Below are 17402 nucleotides of genomic sequence, written 5' to 3'. Positions count from 1 at the left end.
TGACGCCGAAGTAGAACGGACCCTGTAGCGCCAGGTTGGATTGGACCCCCTAGCTCAAGCTAGGAGGATGATTTCAGTGGATACGTGGGCAGAGATTCGGCGGTTGCATCGTTCTGAGAAGGTTCCGATCAAGCAGATCGCGAGGGATCTTGGGATCGGGCGGAACACGGTCCGTCGGGCGTTGCGGGGTGAGGATCCGCCGGATCGGTCGCGGGGTCCGCGGGGTTCGAAGATCGATGTCTTCGTGCCGCAGATCCGTGCGCTGTTGATGGAGTATCCGAAGATGCCGGCGACGGTGATCGCGGAGCGTGTCGGTTGGACGTTCTCGCCGTCGTTGTTTCGGGAGCGGGTGTCTGAGCTGCGGCCGGAGTATCAAGGCATCGATCCCGCGGATCGGCTCTCGTATCAGGCGGGTGAGGTGATCCAGTGTGATCTGTGGTTCCCTGAGGCGCGAGTTCCCGTCGGCGGGGGCCAGGATCGTGTCTTGCCGGTGTTGGTGATGGTGTCCGGCTTCTCCAGGCGGATCGAGGCGATTATGCTGCCGTCTCGGCAGGGCGGTGATCTCACTGCGGGTATGTGGTCGCTGCTGCAGAGGTTCGGCGGGGTGCCGAAATCGTTGCTCTGGGATCGAGAGGCTGCGATCGGCGGGTTGGGCAAGCCCACCGTCCTCGCGGCGACGTTCGTGGGGACGCTGGCGACCAGGCTGCGTTTGGCCCCGCCACGAGACCCGGAGACGAAGGGCATCGTCGAGCGCGCGAACCGCTTTCTGGAGACCTCGTTCCTGCCCGGCCGGATTTTCCAAGACCGAGATGACTTCAACGCCCAGATGACGACCTGGTTGGAGACCAGAGCGAATCAGCGGAAGGTCCGTGCGATCGCTGCCCGTCCCGTCGAGCTCGCTGTCCCTGACCGGGCGGCGATGCTCCCACTTCCGGCGAAGCCCCCTGTCACTGGTCTCACGCATCGGATCAGACTGGCCCGGGATTATTACGTCCGTCTCGATGGGAACGACTATTCCGTCGATCCTCGGTTCATCGGCCGATTCGTCGATGTTCGCGCGACGCTTGATGACGTCACGATCTCCTGCGCCGGACAGGCCGCGGGACGGCATGCCCGGTCGTTGCGCAACGGGATGACGATCACCGATCCCGGGCACGTCACCGCGGCGGCGAAGCTACGCGCCCACTACCAACGGCCCAAGCCCTCCGGGGTTCGTGAGCACCCGGACGGGCATCGGGTCCAACTTCGGGCGCTGTCCGACTACGACGCCTTATTCGGCGTCGATTTCACCACCAAAACCGAATACGAGAAAGAAGCACGATGACCTCCAAGAGCAGCACGATCGACGCTCCTATTCCGAAGACCACCGAGCAGGTTGCATCCAAGATCGCCTATCTCGCCAGAGCTCTCAAGACCCCGACGATCGGGCGGGTCTGGGAAGACCTCGCGGACCGCGCCAGGGTCGAGAACTGGGCGCATGAGGAATATCTCGCAGCCGTCCTTGAACGCCAGCTCGCGGACCGTGAATCCGCCGGGACGACGATGCGGATCCGGACCGCGCACTTCCCCGCAGTCAAGACCCTCGAGGACTTCAATCTCGATCACCTCCCGTCTCTGCGTAAAGACGTCCTCGCGCACCTCGCGACGTCGACGTTCGTCGCGAAAGCAGAGAACGTGATCCTGCTCGGCCCGCCCGGGATCGGGAAGACGCACCTCGCGATCGGGCTCGGCGTCAAAGCCACCCACGCCGGATACTCCGTCCTCTTCGACACCGCGAACAACTGGATCGCGAGACTCGCGGCCGCCCACCACCAGGGGCAGCTCGAGGCCGAGCTGAAGAAGATCCGCCGCTACAAACTCATCATCATCGACGAAATTGGCTACATCCCCTTCGACCAGGACGCCGCGAACCTGTTCTTCCAACTCGTCGCATCTCGCTACGAGCAAGGCTCGATCATGGTCACCTCGAACCTCCCGTTCAGCCGCTGGGGTGAGACGTTCGGCGACGACGTCGTCGCGGCAGCGATGATCGACCGCCTCGTCCACCACTCCGAAGTCCTTACCCTCTCCGGCGACTCCTACCGCACCCACGGCCGCCGCGACCTCATCAAGCAGACAGAGAAGAACTAAGCTCAACCAACGAAGAGGGGTCCACCCCAGACCGGCGCAAAGGGGTCCGTTCTAGCTCGGCGCTAACAGTTGAACCTGAGCGCATACGACAGTGCTGTCAGCACTCCGAACTGTTCGTAGAAAGCAGCACGCTGCGGCCCGGGGGTCGGAGACGAATACCGCACATACTCCTGCAGACCATAGCCGTCTTGTTCGATTGATTGAGGGTGCCGGGGCGTGGCCACGGTTCCGAGTCTCGGACCAAGGAGCGCGAATATCTCCGAGAGCAGGTTGTCCAGGGCGAGTGAACGCGGTTTGTACACCCATGCAGGTTGGTCATCGATGTACAGCAACGCTACTGCGCCGCGTATGTGCATGTCCCCGAGAAGGCGAACGTGAGTAACGCGTTCCGGATCAAGGACGACAGAGTCCGCGATCCTGGACGCAAGGAGTACCGCTGCCTCGAAATAAATCTCCGCGAGAAGGTGAATCCGAGACTGTATGACGGATTGCTCACGCCGTAGTTCGCTCGTGACAAGCGGATTGTCGACGGTTCTCCAGGCGGTTTCAGCGGATTCACATGAATGACCCCGTCTGATCATCGCGGATGTGACTGAAGAGCGCGCAATTCTCGCGACAGAGACGACGAACTGGGAGACGAACGCACTGCGCACCGCAGTGGTATCGGTGTCGCCCATCAATGCAGACAGCCGAGAATCCAGCTGGGAGACTTCCTCCCAGAATGGGAGCGCTGGCCAATTCTCAAGCGCTCCTGTTTGTACTGCTCTTAGATATGCGTCGGGGGTGAGGACGCGGGCCATGCTGGGAGACTGGTCACTCGAACCGGGCAGGAAGGAGGTCTTCAGTCTCTGCCGAAGCACAGAGGCAGACCGTATTCGCGACGCAGGTGTTACCGGCCAGAGTCGACGGCACCCCGGGTGCGTCGATAATCGTGATGAACGACGTCGTGGCTGAACTCTCGAACCCTTCGGCGTAGAGATCGCTCACGAGTACCTCGTCAAGCGATTTGGTTCCCGCCGGTTCGATGACTCGCGACGAGGAATCCTTTGCAAGCTTGAGGGCATCGTTCAGAGCTGAAATCGACATATGTGTTCTCCTATCGAAGGTGGACCGAATATGTCTGCTCGACGCTATCAGGCTCCAGTGAAGGGCACAAGGCGGGCGCTGTCGGCATGTACGCCGAACCGAGAGCAGCGGGGCGATCGGGTATGGCCTGTCTTCTCATTTCAGGTTATCGACGTGTATCGCAACTGGACGAGAAGGTCATTCGGAATCAGGTTGCGCCCGGCGTCTGTATCCGCCGGACCTGAGGAATGGTCGGTCGATGAAGTTGCTCGGGTTGGTTGTAGAACCCGAGCGCTGCCGTCGCCTGACCTGGTCGCCGATCGCGTCGAGATGAAGCCTCAGTTCGCGGGTGAGTCCACGACGGGCGGCGATGGCTGGACGTCGCCCTCAAGAGCGGCCTCGACCTCGGGTGCCTGGGCTTTGCCTGCGGTCGGAGCGATCCGGAACAGCGGGATCGTGACCCCGCAGATCGGGCCGATCAACACCGCGAACAGCACGGTACCGACGCCGACGTTCCCGCCGAGCAGCCAGCCGATACCGAGCACGACCAGTTCGACGCCCGTTCGACCCACCCAGATGGGCCAACCGGTGACGCGGTGGATGCCGGTCATGAGGCCGTCGCGGGGGCCCGGTCCGAAGTTCGCGCCGATATACAGCCCTGAGGCGACGCCGAGCAGGAGCAGCCCGCCGGCGAACAGCAGGATGCGCGCCCACAGGTCGAGATCGGCCGGGATGAACGCGAGTCCGATGTCTGCCGAGGGTCCGACGAGGAGCACGTTCAGGATGGTGCCGACGCCGGGACGCTGCTTGAGCGGGATCCAGGCGAGGAGCACGATCGCGCCGACGACGATCGTGATGAGCCCGAAGGTGATGCCGGTGCGGAGGTTGAGGCCCTGCGTGAGGACGTCCCACGGGGCGACGCCGACGGCCCCGCGCACGATCATCGCGATGGCGATGCCGTAGAGGAAGAGGCCGATCAGGAGTTGCAGTACGCGACGGGTCATAGTGAACAATCCAATTCCATGATTGGCTTTGGCGCCAGAGGCCAATCTGGGTATCGTGGTTCCATGGCTTCGATCTCCCTGAGCGCCAGATCGCTCGCAGCCCTGCTCGGACAATGGAAGAGCGGCGCACCCGCGTACCGCGGTCTCGCCGACCGTATCCGTCTCCTCGTACTGGACGGCCGCATCCCCGTCGGCACGCGCCTGCCCGCCGAGCGCGAACTCGCCGACCGCCTCGACCTCAGCCGCACGACCGTGACCGCCGCATACCGCGAGCTGCGCGATGCCGGCTACCTGCGGAGCATCCGCGGCTCCGGCAGCGTCACGCTGCTGCCATCCGCGCCGACCTCCCTCGCGCCCGTGCCACAGGGCGGCTTCCTTGACTTCAGCAAGGCGGCCGTCCCGCCGTGCCCGGAGATCATCGACGCCGTCGCCACCGCCGCCGCCGAACTCCCGCGATACATGCACGACTTCGACTACGACCTCGTCGGCATGCCGGAGCTCCGCCAGGCGATCGCCGACCGCTACACCGCGCGCGGCCTGCCGACCCACCCCGACGAGATCATGGTGACGGTCGGCGCGCAGCACGCGATCGCGCTCATCGCCCGCACCATGCTCAGCCGGGGGGACCGGGTCCTCGTCGAGATGCCGAGCTACCCCCACGCCTACGAGGCGCTGCGCGCGGCCGGAGCCCGCTTGGGGGCTGCGACGGTCTCCTCCGAGACCGGGTGGGACGTCCGAGAGCTCGAGCAGTGGTTCGAGCGGACGAGCCCGGCGCTCGCGTACCTCATGCCGGACTTCCACAACCCGACCGGGGCGTCGATGCCGCTCGAGACCCGCGCGCGTGTCGCCGCAGCCGCCGAGCGTCACGGGACGGTCCTCGTCATCGACGAGACGACGGCGGAGCTCGACATCGACCGGCCGAGCGGGGACGGGCTCGACGGCACGCCGTTCGCGGCGCTCGACGGTGCGCCGAGCTCGATCATCACCATCGGCTCGGTCGGCAAGACCATCTGGGGCGGACTCCGCATCGGCTGGATCCGGGCAGAGCGCGGCACGATCCGCAAGCTCGTCTCTGCGCGATCGCTCGGCGACCTCGGTACCCCGATCCTCGACCAACTGACGGTGCAGCAGCTCATGCCCGCGATGGACGGCATCGTCGCGCGTCGAGGTGTCGCGCTCGGTGAGACCCGTGACCGTCTCGTCGACCTCCTCGCCGAGCGGCTTCCGGATTGGACGGTGCCGCGCGTGGACGGCGGCATCGCGACCTGGGTCAACCTCGGGGAGGCGGCCTCCTCGCAGCTCTCGCTCGCCGCACGCAGCAACGGGCTCGTGATCGTCGCCGGTCCGCGTTTCGGCATCGACGGGGCGTTCGAGCGCTACCTGCGCATCCCGATCAGCTACCCGTGGGCCGAGACGGAGCGGGCCGTCGAGCTGCTGACCCAGACCTGGAACTCCGCGATGTTCGGGCATGTGCCCGCGCTCGACTACCTCGAGGACGTCGTCTGAGCGACCCTGAACTCGGGTGACGTTCCTCCACAGGCGATCCCGCGGTGGACGTCGCCCGACGACCGTCGGAATCTGCTGCTGAGCAGGCGGTCGGTGACATAATTGCAGCGTCCGCACCTCTCGCACCAACCGAAAGCGGCCCCGTGCATCTGCTCTCCGTCCTCAGCATGAAGAACCGCGCGTTGATCGCGCTCGTCACGATCGTGGTCGCCGTGTTCGGTGCCCTCGCGGTGGGCGGTCTCAAGCAGGAGCTCATCCCCTCGGTGCAGTTCCCACAGCTCGCGATCATCACGAGCTATCCCGGTGCGGCACCCGAGGTCGTCAACGACGACGTCTCGACGCCCATCGAGACGGCGATCCAGGGTGTGCCGGGAATCGAGTCCACCTCGGCGACGTCGAGCACGAACACGAGCCTGATCAGCGCGACCTTCACGTACGGAACCGACCTCGCGACGGCCGAGCAGAAGATCACCCAGGCGATCAACCGCATCAAGTCGACCCTGCCGGACGCCGTCGACCCACAGGTGGTCAGCGGCAGCATCGACGACCTCCCCGTCATCCAGATCGCGGTCTCCGGCGATGCCGACCAGGACAGCCTCGCCGAGGTGCTGTCGAGCTCCGTCGTCCCCGACATCAAGGACGTCGAAGGCGTCCGTGACGCGGCCATCGTCGGCGAGGTCGGCAAGCGCGTGTCCATCACCCCCGACGACACGAAGCTCGCCCTCGCGGGCCAGACGAGTCGTGTCATCGGCACCGCACTGCAGCAGAACGGCGTCCTCCAGCCCGCGGGCGACATCACCGAGGACGACAAGACCTTCTCCGTCCAGACGGGCACGAAGCTCACCTCGGTCGACGACATCGCGGCGCTCCCCATCACCGGTGCGTTCGCGCCGGACGGTTCCGTACTGACCATCGGCGACCTCGCAACCGTCGCACTCGATTCCGACCCGGTCACGTCGATCTCGCGGGTCGACGGCCAACCGGCGCTCACGATCGCCGTCACAAAGCTCCCCGCCGCGAACACGGTCGAGGTGTCGCAGGGCGTTCGCGACATCCTGCCGGAGCTCGAGCGCACGATCGGCTCCGACGCGAAGCTGACGGTCGTGTTCGACCAGGCGCCGTACATCGAGCAGTCGATCGAGTCTCTGACGACCGAGGGACTCCTCGGGCTGGCCTTCGCGGTGCTGATCATCCTGGTGTTCCTGCTCGACGTCCGGGCCACGATCGTCACGGCGATCTCGATCCCCACCTCGGTGCTCATCACCTTCATCGGGCTCCAGGTCGCCGAGTACTCGCTCAACATCCTCACCCTCGGCGCGCTCACGATCGCGATCGGGCGCGTGGTCGACGACTCCATCGTCGTCATCGAGAACATCAAGCGGCACCTGTCCTTCGGCGACAACCGGACGGGCCTGCAACGTGCAGGCTCGATCCTCAGCGCGGTCCAGGAGGTGGCCGGCGCGATCACCGCGTCCACCGTCACGACGGTCGCCGTGTTCCTCCCGATCGCCTTCGTCGGCGACGTCACCGGTGAGCTGTTCCGGCCGTTCGCCCTCACCGTCACGATCGCGCTGCTGGCCTCGCTGCTCGTCGCGCTCACGATCGTCCCGGTCCTCGCCTACTGGTTCCTGCGTGCGCCGAAGGCCCAGCGGCTCGCGGCCGAGGCCGCTGCTGCGTCGAACCCAGCCGACCACGCTGTCGTCGGCGCCACGCGCAGCCGGCGCGAGCGCCGGGTCAGCGTGCAAGACGAAGACGACCTCGAGTCGCCGTCGAGGCTCCAGAAGGGCTACCTGCCGATCATCCACTGGACGCTGAAGCACTCCGTCACCACCCTGCTGCTCGCTGTGCTCGTGCTCGTCGGCACCTTCGCACTCACCCCGTTCATGAAGACCAACTTCCTCGGTGATTCGGGGCAGAACACGCTCACCGTGACCCAGACGTTGCCTGTCGGCACGAGCCTCGACGCCCAGGACGCTGCTGCCAAGCAGGTCGAGACGAAGCTCCGCGACATCGACGGCATCGACACGGTGCAGCTGTCCATCGGGTCGAGCGGCAGCTCTCTGCGCGATGCCTTCTCCGGCGGTGGGTCCGGCTCCATCACGTACTCCATCACCACGGACGAGGACGCCGACCAGACGGCGCTGCAGAAGACGGTCCGCAGCGATCTCGCCGCGCTCGACGGCGTCGGCGAGGTCGAGGTCGCCGCCTCGGCCGGTTTCGGCGGCTCGAGCGACATCGAGATCGACATCACCTCTGCACGCCAGAGCGACCTCGCCGATGCTGCGGATGCCATCCAGAAGGCCGTCACCGGCCTCGACGGCATCGACCAGGTGACGAGCAACCTCAGCGAATCGCGCCCGTTCATCCAGGTGGCGGTCGACCGCGACGCCGCTGCTGCCGCGGGCTTCAGCGAGGTGGCGCTCGGCTCCTACATCTCGCAGCTCATGCAGCCGACGACAGTGGGCACGATCGTCATCGACGACACGACGCTCTCGATCTACGTCGACGCCGAAGACCCGCCGACGACACTCGATGCACTGGCCTCGGCCGAGATCCCGACGGCCGCCGGCCCGCAGCGCCTCGATGCGCTCGCGACGGTGTCGCAGGTCGACGGCCCGGCGACGATCACCACGGTCAAGGGACTCCGTTCCGCGACCGTCAGCGCGACCCCGGGCAGCGACAACCTCGGAACCGCGAGTTCCGAGGTCCAGACCGCGATCGACGACGTGAAGCTCCCGGCGGGCACCACGGCGACCCTCGGCGGCGTCACGGCCTCGCAGAGCGACGCGTTCGGTCAGCTCGGCCTCGCGCTCCTCGCGGCGATCCTCATCGTGTACGTGGTGATGGTCGCGACCTTCCGCTCGCTGCGCCAGCCATTGCTCCTGCTGGTCTCGGTGCCGTTCGCGGCCACCGGAGCGATCGGTCTGCAGATCATCACCGGTGTGCCGCTCGGGGTCCCCTCGCTCATCGGTGTGTTGATGCTGATCGGCATCGTCGTGACGAACGCGATCGTGCTCGTCGACCTCGTCAACCAGTACCGCCGCCGCGGCATGACTGTCATCCAGGCGGTCGAGCACGGTGCTGCGCGCAGACTCCGGCCGATCCTCATGACGGCCCTCGCGACGATCTTCGCCCTCACCCCGATGGCGCTCGGCGTGACCGGTCACGGGGGGTTCATCTCCCAACCGCTCGCCATCGTCGTCATCGGCGGTCTCGTATCGTCGACCGTCCTGACGCTCGTCGTCCTGCCGACGCTGTACAACCTCGTCGAGGGCTTCCGCGAACGTCGTGAGTCGCGCCGAGCAGCCAAGGCGAAGCCGGCGGCACGGCAGGTGGCGGCGATCGAAGGACCGCGGGCGACCACGGTCGTGGCCGAGGAGCCTGCGCTCGTCGGTGCCGCATCGGGTGCTGGTGCCGGGACGACGGCCGGTGTCTTCGGTGCCGCCGGGCTTTCCCAGGCGGACGCCGATGCTGACGTCACAGACAGCGATGCGGACGGCACGGACGGCGATGACGGGGCAGACGACGACGGGGCAGGAGGCAGCCCGATCGTCGGCCCGGATGCGCCGATCGTGGATGGCGGCGGTCTCGTCGCAGAGCCTGATGCGGCGCCTCCGGTTGCCGACGCCGATGCACAGCGTTCTGACGCTGCGGAGGCCGCGCCGTCTGGCGATGCTGCGCCCGACGGCCGCGGAACGATTGGGCTGGACGCGACGCCTGCGGTTGACGCGACGCCTGCGGTTGACGCGGCGCCTGCGGTTGACGCGGCGCCTGCGGTTGACGCGGCGCCTGCGGTTGACGCGGCGCCTGCGGTTGACGCGACGCCTGACGCGGCCGCGGAACCTGACACGGATCCGGCGCACGACGTGCACGGAGCTCACGTCGCGGCCGGGGCCGACCAGCCGCGGACCGAGGCGATCACCTTGCCCGAGGCGCTCTCCGCGGGTGAGTCAGTCGCTGCCGAGCATCACGGCGAGCATGTCGCTGGAGCGACCGATGCCTCTGCGGAGGCCACGGGGGTGCCAGCGGACACCGAATCCGGAGCCGCGTCGGTCATCGATGCCGAGCCGTCCGTCCAGATCCCGACGGCGACCGTGCCGATCGACACCATCAGTGAGCGGGCGGACGCACCGCCGAGCGAGCAGGCGGAGCCGGGCCGCGAACCCGCGGCACCGAGCCACGAGCCGCTGACGGGCAGTGGGTCCGTCGCCGAACCCGCCGGGTCCTCCGCTGCCGTCGATGAGGCCGCTGTCGACGAGCCCGCATCTGCAGGTGAGTCGGCGTCGACCGGTGATGTTGCGTCGGCACCGTCCCCGTCAGATGACTCGACGCGACCCAAGCGTCGTCGCGCGCAATGGCCCTGATCAGTCGCTGAGGTCACTGCACGTGCGCTGGTTCAGCGCAGCGGACCGACCGCTCCCGATGCGGCCTCGACCACAGCGCCCGACTGCACCAGCTCGGCCACGGCCTCGATCTCGGGGGAGAGGAACCGGTCGGGACCTGCGCCGGGGATACGCGAATGGACGAGCCGCTGCACCGCGCCAGTGCCGACGCCGGGCTGCAGTGGCGCACGCAGCTCCAGGCCACGTGCAGCCGTCATGACCTCGATCGCGAGGACGCGCCCGAGGCCGTCGATCGCGCGGCGCAGTTTGCGCGCAGCAGCCCAGCCCATCGAGACGTGATCCTCCTGCATGGCCGACGACGGGATCGAGTCGACGGATGCGGGGTGTGCGAGCCGCTTCAGTTCGCTCACGATCCCGGCCGCCGTGTACTGGGCGATCATCAGCCCCGAGTCCACCCCCACCTCATGAGCGAGGAACGGCGGGAGCCCGTTGTTGCGAGAACGGTCCAGGAAACGGTCGGTGCGCCGTTCGGACATCGATGCGACGTCAGCGACGGCGATGGCGAGGAAGTCCAGCACGTACGCGACCGGAGCGCCGTGGAAGTTGCCGTTCGACTCGACGCGACCGTCCAACGTGAGCACCGGGTTGTCGACCGCGCTTGCGAGCTCACGGTCGGCGACCATCGCCGAGTGGGCGACCGTGTCGCGAGCCGCACCATGCACCTGCGGCGCGCATCGCAGCGAGTACGCGTCCTGCACGCGTGTGCAGTCCGGCCCGCGGTGGCTCGCGACGACCGGTGATCCGGCGAGCATCGTCCGGACGTTCTCCGCGCTGTCGGCCTGGCCCGCCTGCGGCCGCAGGGCCTGCAGGTCGGCGGCGAACACCGCGTCGGTTCCGAGGAGTCCCTCGACGCTCATGCTCGCCGCGACATCGGCGGTGGTCAGGAGCAGGCGAAGATCGTGCAGAGCCAATGCGAGCATCCCCAGCATCCCGTCGGTGCCGTTGATCAGGGCGAGCCCCTCCTTCTCAGCGAGCTGCACCGGGGCGATCCCCGCTGCGGCGAGCGCCTCGGAGGCTGGCCGCAGGACACCGTCGTGGTCCGACACCTCGCCTTCGCCCATGACCGCGAGGGCGCAGTGCGCGAGCGGCGCGAGGTCGCCGGAGCAGCCGAGCGAACCGTACTCGCGGACGATCGGGGTGATGCCGGCGTTCAGCACGTCGGCGTAGGCCTGGACCGTCGACGGTCGGACGCCCGTACGGCCGGTCATCAGGGTCGAGAGTCGCAACGCCATCAGCGCTCGCGCGACCTCCCGCTCGACGGGTGCGCCGCTCCCGGCGGCGTGGGACCGCACGAGGCTCGCCTGCAGCTGTGCTCGTCGATCTGGCGTGATGAAGGTGGTCGCCAACGCACCGAAGCCGGTCGAGACACCGTAGTGGGGTTCCGGGTCGGAGGCGAGCGCCTCGACGATGCGACGGGAGGTGGCCACGGCTTCGAGCGCTGCCGGGTCCAGCACGATCGTCCCATCGTGACGTGCGATGGCGACGACGTCCTCGACGGACAGTGCGCCCGCACCGAGATGCACCACCGGTCGATCAGCCGACGACCCCTCCTGGGGGTGAGACGCTGTGGTGATCGGGCTCCGGTGTTCTGCGTGCGTGTCCATGTTCCGATGGAACACCCGGGCGGTGCGCCGTGGTCGCCGCGTAGAGTTGTCCTTGTCTGGGATGCCAGACGCACCGCCAGCGTGATCGAGGAGCGCCGCCCATGAGTCAAGTCCCAGCCGCAGATGCGACCCTGCGGGTGCTGAGCCACCTCGCGGCCGCCCGCGGGCCGCTCCCGGCCGCGACGATCGCATCGGCGCTCGACCTCCCGCGCTCGACGGTCTACCACTTGCTCGCCGTGCTGCAGGAGCACGGCTTCGTGGTGCACCTCCCCGAAGCCAGGCGCTACGGGCTGGGTGTCGCCGCGTTCGAGCTGTCCGGTGGGTACGCCAGGCAGGAACCGCTCAGCATGCTCGGGCGCCCCCTGCTCGCGGAACTCGTCGACCGGGTGGGGGAGAGCGCGCACCTCGCGGTCCTCCACGGTCGGGACGTGCTGTACATCGTGGAGGAGCGCGCACCGCGACGAGCACACCTCGTCACCGACGTCGGTGTGCGCCTCCCCGCCCATCTGACGGCGAGTGGGTGCGCGATCCTCGCCGCGCTCCCGGCGGGGCAGCTTCGAGCGCTGTTCCCCGACCAGGCGGCGTTTGTCGACCGCACCGGGCGCGGACCGAAGCGGTATCGCGAGCTGCGTCAGGTGCTCGCGCAGGCCGAGCAGGACGGCTACGCCCTGGAGGAGGGTGGTGTCACCCTCGGCCTTGCCAGCGTCGGCGTCGTCGTGCGTGACCACACGGGTTGGCCGGCCGCCGCGATCGCGGTGACCTTCGACGCCGATTCGGACCTCGAGCCGACGTCGCTCGCCCAGGAGATCGGGACGGCTGCGAAGGAGCTGTCACGCCGGATCCGCGGTCGCTGAGCCGGCAGATCCAGGTGCAGAGCCAGCGTCTCAGACCACGGAGCGCAGGATGAGTTCGAGCAGCGCGGTCGCGTAGGCGTCGGCGGCAGTCGCGGCGCTGTATCGACGAGGTTCCCCGCTGAGCTCGACGACGACGGTGTACGCCTCAGCGTCCCCGAGGGACAGGAGGACGTCCAGCTCGTCGTCGAGGGTCTGCTCCGAGCCGGCCGCGGCGGCGCCGTCCGTCGTGGCGGCGGCATCCGGCCCGGCCGGGGCCGCGACGCTGCGCTCCAGCGAACGGAACGCGCCGCGGAGCAGCTCGCGCAGCTGGTGCTCCGACGGTAGCCAGAGCGTCTCCTCCTGATCGACGGAGTCGAGCGCCCACTCGGTGGTGCCGTTGAAGCCGAAGCTCCGGCCGCCCGGGTGCTCGTGGACCTCGACGGTCATCTCGCTCACCGTGAAGACCTCGCCGGCGAGTTCACCGCCGTCGATGGTGAAGCGGTCGCCGGGTTCGGGGGTCCAGCGCAGTCCGGCGGTGCGGAGGGCTCGGGCGAGTTCAGCGGTGATCATCCGACAAGTATCGCGGACAAGCTTGAATGCGCCTGGCAACCCCTCGACCTCCCGGATTCGCTGTGACAGGGTGGAGACCCTGTTCCGAAGGGTCAGCCGATGCCCCAACACGATGCCCGTCAGCCCGTCCGATTCCCCGCACGCGGGCGGGTGACCACCCTGCGGTTCCAGGGCGCCGCCGGGATGCGCGACGCATCGACCGCGATCCGCTTCGTCGACGTGGATCCGGATCGGTTCACCATGACCGTCGACACGCTGATGCTCGGCGACTACATCGTGCACCGGAACGAGGTCGGACAAGGGACGTTCGACGTCGTCGGCGATGCCTACGGCCTCGACGAGCCCGTCGCGACGATCGTGGTGCTGCTCGACGGAGCGGCGAGTCTCACGCACGGACAGCAGCAGCTCGACCTCCTTCCAGGCACTGGGACGCTCACGATCGGCGCCGAGTCGTACCGCACGACGATCGAGGACCACGCGACCTACCTGTACGTCTTCGTGCCGGTCCGTGCGCTCCGTCGGATGGGGATCACTCCAACGACACCGCTCGGACCGCTCGCGCCGTCTCCGCTCCTGCGCGGCAGCGCGGCGTTCCTCGTCGAGGTCATCTCGAGTTTCGAACCCATCGGCGGTGCTGCCCAACTGCGCCTGTGCCGCGTGATCGACACCATGCTCGCGAGCCTGTACCTCGAGAACGACCTGTTCCGCGCAGACGGCGAAGGCGGCCGGGTACCGACGCGACTGCGGATCATCGAGCACATCGCCGCATCCTTCACCGAACGGGAGCTTCGACCGGAGACGCTCGCGCGGCGGTTCAACATGTCGACGCGTTCGTTGCAGCGGGTGTTCGAGGGCTCCGGGACGAGTGCTGCCGGCGAGATCGCGGAACGGCGCTTGGAGCTCGCGCTCGCGCTGCTGTCGGATCCGGACCATCGTGGGCTGTCGATCGCCGAGGTCGCCACCCGCTGCGGCTACCACTCGCAGGCTCACCTGCGCCGCGCTGTCGTCGCAGCCACGGGGCTCAGCCCGAGCCAGGTGCGGGAGCGCGGCGCCGGCGACGCGAGCTGAGACCGACGCCGTCGGAGGGCGCGGACCGACCGGCTGGCCCACTGCGCTTCAGGCGGTTCCCGGGCCGGCACGCCGGGGCTTCGTGAGCCACGGCCGCAGCAAGCGCGTGACGAGCGGCAGCAGCCAGTAGGTCATGATCGGCGTGAGCACCAGTGTCGAGACGAGCACGTGCAGGAAGACGCCGAGCGGCTCCCACCAGGGCACGAAGAATGTCACGATGAAGGTGAACAGGAGGTTGAGCGGGAAGAACCCGAGCCAGATGCTGACCGCCTGCTTCCAGCGCGGCGGCGCGGGCGGGATCGGATCCGGGTCGCCGTCCTCGATCGCCTCGTCGATGCGGAGGATGCCGTCGGGTGCGTCGAACCAGCCTTCGATGCCACTCCGTTTCTCCACCCGCGACTGCTCCATGAACTCCCGCCCACTCGACAACCACCAGGCGCGCTCCTTCGAGCCCTCCCAGTCGGTGAGGGTCTGCTCGTCGGCGAAGCGGTACAGCATGTACCAGACGTCGCTCTCGGCACCGGCGCGAACCCAGCCGGAGCCGAGGAAGCCGGGATAGCGGTTGGCCAGGTTGATGCCCGCCTGGACCCAGATGGTGGCCTCGGAGATCGACGCCGGGTTGACGCGTCGCTCGATCGAGACGGTGATGGGATCGTGTTCCATGCCCCAAGTAGAGCGCACTCGTGTTTCCATCGCGTGTCCCAGGGCGCCCGGAAGCTCCACCCGTAGAGTCGGATCATGGCGACCCCTGACTTCGTACTGGCCCTCCGCGAGAAGATCGGCCACGCGCCGCTGTGGTTGACGGGGGTGACGGCGGTGGTGTTGCGGGCGACTGGAACGCCTGACTCCGAGGTGCTATTGGTGCGCCGGACCGACAACGGGGCATGGACGCCGGTGACGGGGATCATCGATCCGGGCGAGGAACCCGCTGTCGCGGCCGAGCGGGAGGTGCTCGAGGAGGCTGCGGTGGTCGCGGTCGCCGAACGGCTCTCGCAGGTGCAGGTGTTGCCGCAGAACGTCTACGGCAACGGTGACATCACGCAGTACATCGACCTCGTGTTCCGCTGCCGGTACGAGTCGGGCGAGCCGTATCCGGCCGACGGTGAGAACTCGGAGGCGGGCTGGTTCCGTCTCGACGCGCTCCCGCCGGAGGTCTCTCAGAACTTCCGAACTCGGATCGCCCTGGCCGCCTCCGATGCTCCCGAGGCCCACTTCACCCGCTGACCCACCCCGACATCATCTGCAGAATTCAGGGAATCCTGCAGGCCGCGGGCGAAACGCGGCAGACCACTGGCGGGAATCGGACATCTCGCCCCGTCTCAGCTCGGATTCCCTGAATTCTGTGATGTGGATGTTCGGGAGGAGGCAGCGGCGATGGCGTCCGCGGCCCGGACCAGGCCGAGGTGGGAGAGGGCCTGCGGGGTGTTGCCGGCCTGGCGGGCGTTCTGGACGTCGTACTCCTCCGAGAGCAGACCGACATCGTTCCGGAACGACAGCAGCCGGTCCATCAGCTCGCGGGCGTCGTCGAGTCTGCCGGACGCCGCATACTGCTGGACGAGCCAGAACGAGCACGCGAGGAACGGGTGCTCCTCACCCGGGAGCCCGTCGACGCCGCTCTCGGTGCGGTAGCGCAGGAGCAACCCGTCCTGCAGGAGGTCATCCTCGATGGCCGCGACCGTCGCGAGCATCCGCGGGTCGTCCGCCGCGACGTAGCCGATCTGCGCGAGCACGAGCAATGACGCGTCCACCTCGGTCGTCCCCGAGTGCTGCACGTAGCAACCGCGATCGTGGTCGACATTCTCCCGCTCGATCGTCTCGCGCAGCGTCTCTCGCAACGCCTCCCAACGCTCCACCGGACCGTCGAGACCGTGCTCGCGCACCGCCCGGACACCGCGGTCGAGCGCCGCCCAGATCATGGCACGTGAGTGCGTGAAATGCTGCTCGTCGCCGCGAACCTCCCAGATCCCGCGATCGGGCCGGTTCCAGTGCTCCTCGAGCACGCCGAGGAGTGCGCGCTGCAGACTCCACGAGAAGTCGTCCTCGGCGAGCCCGATCCCGCGGGCCTCGTCGAGCGCGATCATCACGGAACCGAAGACGTCGCCCTGGTACTGCGTGTACGCGCCGTTGCCGATGCGCACGGGCGCTGCGCCCCGGTAGCCGGGCAGGCTGTCGAGTTCCTCCTCGACGAGATGGCGTTCGCCCGCGAGGCCGTACATGATCTGCAGGTCGTTGGGATCGCCGGCGATCGCGCGCAACAACCAGCCGCGCCAATCGTGCGCCTCGTCGGTGAAGCCGTGTTGCATCAGTGCTTCGAGCGTCAATGACGCGTCGCGCAGCCAGACGTAGCGGTAGTCCCAGTTGCGCACGCCGCCGAACGACTCCGGCAGACTCGTCGTCGCAGCGGCGACGATGCCGCCGGTGTCCTCGTGGGTGAGCGCACGCAGCACGAGCAGCGACCGGACGACCGCATCCTCGTACTCGACGGGCGGGTCGCAACGCGTCGCCCAGTCCTGCCACCACTGCACCGTGTGGTCGATGCGCGGGCCGACCTCGATGGCCTCAGGGACGTCGCGATGCGACGGGTACCAGGTGAGGGTGAGGTCGACGGTCTCGCCCGCCGACACCTCGACGGTGGCCGAGTGGGCGTGATCGGAGGCCGTGAGGTGCACACCCCGCACGACGACGGCGTCGGGGCCGGCGATGGCGACGATGCCGGTGCCGTCCGCGAGCTGTCGCACCCAGGGGATGGCGTCCGCGTAGCCGAACCGGATACGCAGCTCGACCTCGACGGAGACGGTGCCGCTGAGGCCCTCGATCCGGCGCAGGACGTCTGCGCGCCGGTCGCCGTGCGGCATCACGTCGGTGACGCGGGCCGTGCCGTCAGCCGTCGTCCACGTGGTCTCGAGGACGAAGGTGTCGTCCAGGTAGCGCCTCGTCGCGCTCGCGCGCTCGTCGGTCGGTCGGACGGACCAGGAGCCGTGATCCGGGGTGCCGAGCAGCGCGCCGAACATCGACGGTGAGTCGAAGCGCGGCAGGCACAGCCAGTCGATGCTGCCCTCCATCGACACGAGTGCGGCGGTGTGGCAATCGCCGATCAGGGCGTAGTCCTCGATGGCGCTTGGCTCGGTGGGGCTGGGCATTCCCCCATGCTGTCACGTGGCGCTGCAAACGCTCTGGAACGATGCACCGTGACTTCTCAGGGTGGATCAGGTAATGTAG

General features: G+C 67.9%; 14 protein-coding genes. 7 read left to right on the top strand and 7 right to left on the bottom strand.

From position 1 onward, the window contains the following. The first annotated feature begins 67 nt into the window (after nucleotides 1-67). On the top strand, nucleotides 68-1324 hold the full coding sequence (gene istA / locus ABMA10_RS19030; protein ID WP_347868913.1) for an IS21 family transposase: 1257 nt from the start codon (nucleotides 68-70) through the stop codon (nucleotides 1322-1324). Further along, nucleotides 1321-2130 carry an IS21-like element helper ATPase IstB gene (gene istB, locus ABMA10_RS19025; RefSeq protein WP_347868871.1) on the top strand — a complete coding sequence of 270 codons (810 nt, stop codon included), beginning with the start codon at nucleotides 1321-1323 and terminating at the stop codon, nucleotides 2128-2130. The genes istA and istB overlap by 4 nt, the downstream gene beginning before the upstream one ends. Nucleotides 2131-2192: 62 nt before the next feature. Here the strand turns inward: istB and ABMA10_RS19020 are convergent, their stop codons facing one another. The 3 genes from ABMA10_RS19020 to ABMA10_RS19010 form a co-directional block, all read right to left on the bottom strand. After that, nucleotides 2193-2930 (bottom strand): DUF4135 domain-containing protein, encoded by a 738-nt coding sequence (locus ABMA10_RS19020; RefSeq protein ID WP_347869535.1) that lies wholly within the window; start codon nucleotides 2928-2930, stop codon nucleotides 2193-2195. 13 nt (nucleotides 2931-2943) lie between these two features. Beyond that, a complete protein-coding gene (locus ABMA10_RS19015; protein ID WP_347869536.1) occupies nucleotides 2944-3216 on the bottom strand; it encodes a hypothetical protein in 273 nt (90 codons plus the stop codon). Between the two features lie 317 nt (nucleotides 3217-3533). Next, the gene (locus ABMA10_RS19010) at nucleotides 3534-4199 is read right to left on the bottom strand and encodes a YczE/YyaS/YitT family protein (protein WP_431030837.1); all 666 of its coding nucleotides are present in this window, start codon (nucleotides 4197-4199) and stop codon (nucleotides 3534-3536) included. A gap of 63 nt (nucleotides 4200-4262) precedes the next feature. Between ABMA10_RS19010 and ABMA10_RS19005 the strand changes: the two genes are divergently transcribed. Then, the gene (locus ABMA10_RS19005) at nucleotides 4263-5705 is read left to right on the top strand and encodes a PLP-dependent aminotransferase family protein (protein WP_347869538.1); all 1443 of its coding nucleotides are present in this window, start codon (nucleotides 4263-4265) and stop codon (nucleotides 5703-5705) included. Nucleotides 5706-5848: 143 nt separating this feature from the next. Further along, complete coding sequence (locus ABMA10_RS19000; RefSeq protein WP_431030836.1) at nucleotides 5849-10069, top strand: efflux RND transporter permease subunit; 4221 nt, start codon at nucleotides 5849-5851, stop codon at nucleotides 10067-10069. Nucleotides 10070-10101: 32 nt separating this feature from the next. Here ABMA10_RS19000 and hutH read toward each other — a convergent pair whose 3' ends face one another. Then, a complete protein-coding gene (hutH, locus tag ABMA10_RS18995) occupies nucleotides 10102-11712 on the bottom strand; it encodes a histidine ammonia-lyase (RefSeq protein ID WP_347869539.1) in 1611 nt (536 codons plus the stop codon). Between the two features lie 101 nt (nucleotides 11713-11813). Between hutH and ABMA10_RS18990 the strand changes: the two genes are divergently transcribed. After that, nucleotides 11814-12566, top strand: coding sequence for an IclR family transcriptional regulator (locus tag ABMA10_RS18990; RefSeq protein ID WP_347869540.1), 753 nt, complete (start codon nucleotides 11814-11816; stop codon nucleotides 12564-12566). A gap of 30 nt (nucleotides 12567-12596) precedes the next feature. On the opposite strand, the gene ABMA10_RS18985 is transcribed toward ABMA10_RS18990, so the two are convergent. Next, entirely contained in the window at nucleotides 12597-13115 is a 519-nt protein-coding gene (locus tag ABMA10_RS18985) for a pilus assembly protein CpaE (RefSeq protein WP_347869541.1), read from the bottom strand. 99 nt (nucleotides 13116-13214) lie between these two features. Between ABMA10_RS18985 and ABMA10_RS18980 the strand changes: the two genes are divergently transcribed. Beyond that, nucleotides 13215-14183, top strand: a complete 969-nt coding sequence (locus ABMA10_RS18980) for an AraC family transcriptional regulator (protein ID WP_347869542.1) — start codon at nucleotides 13215-13217, stop codon at nucleotides 14181-14183. A 48-nt stretch (nucleotides 14184-14231) separates the two neighbouring features. Here ABMA10_RS18980 and ABMA10_RS18975 read toward each other — a convergent pair whose 3' ends face one another. Beyond that, complete coding sequence (locus ABMA10_RS18975; RefSeq protein ID WP_347869543.1) at nucleotides 14232-14846, bottom strand: antibiotic biosynthesis monooxygenase; 615 nt, start codon at nucleotides 14844-14846, stop codon at nucleotides 14232-14234. A 75-nt stretch (nucleotides 14847-14921) separates the two neighbouring features. Here ABMA10_RS18975 and ABMA10_RS18970 point away from each other — a divergent pair, with 75 nt between their 5' ends. After that, nucleotides 14922-15407 (top strand): NUDIX hydrolase, encoded by a 486-nt coding sequence (locus ABMA10_RS18970; RefSeq protein WP_347869544.1) that lies wholly within the window; start codon nucleotides 14922-14924, stop codon nucleotides 15405-15407. A gap of 95 nt (nucleotides 15408-15502) precedes the next feature. On the opposite strand, the gene ABMA10_RS18965 is transcribed toward ABMA10_RS18970, so the two are convergent. Further along, nucleotides 15503-17323 (bottom strand): glycoside hydrolase family 15 protein, encoded by a 1821-nt coding sequence (locus tag ABMA10_RS18965; RefSeq protein ID WP_347869545.1) that lies wholly within the window; start codon nucleotides 17321-17323, stop codon nucleotides 15503-15505. Nucleotides 17324-17402: the final 79 nt, after the last annotated feature.

This window comes from Plantibacter sp. RU18 (assembly GCF_050613355.1).
In the GTDB taxonomy this organism is placed as follows: Bacteria; Actinomycetota; Actinomycetes; order Actinomycetales; family Microbacteriaceae; genus Plantibacter.
This window is presented reverse-complemented; position numbering and strand designations above follow the sequence as displayed.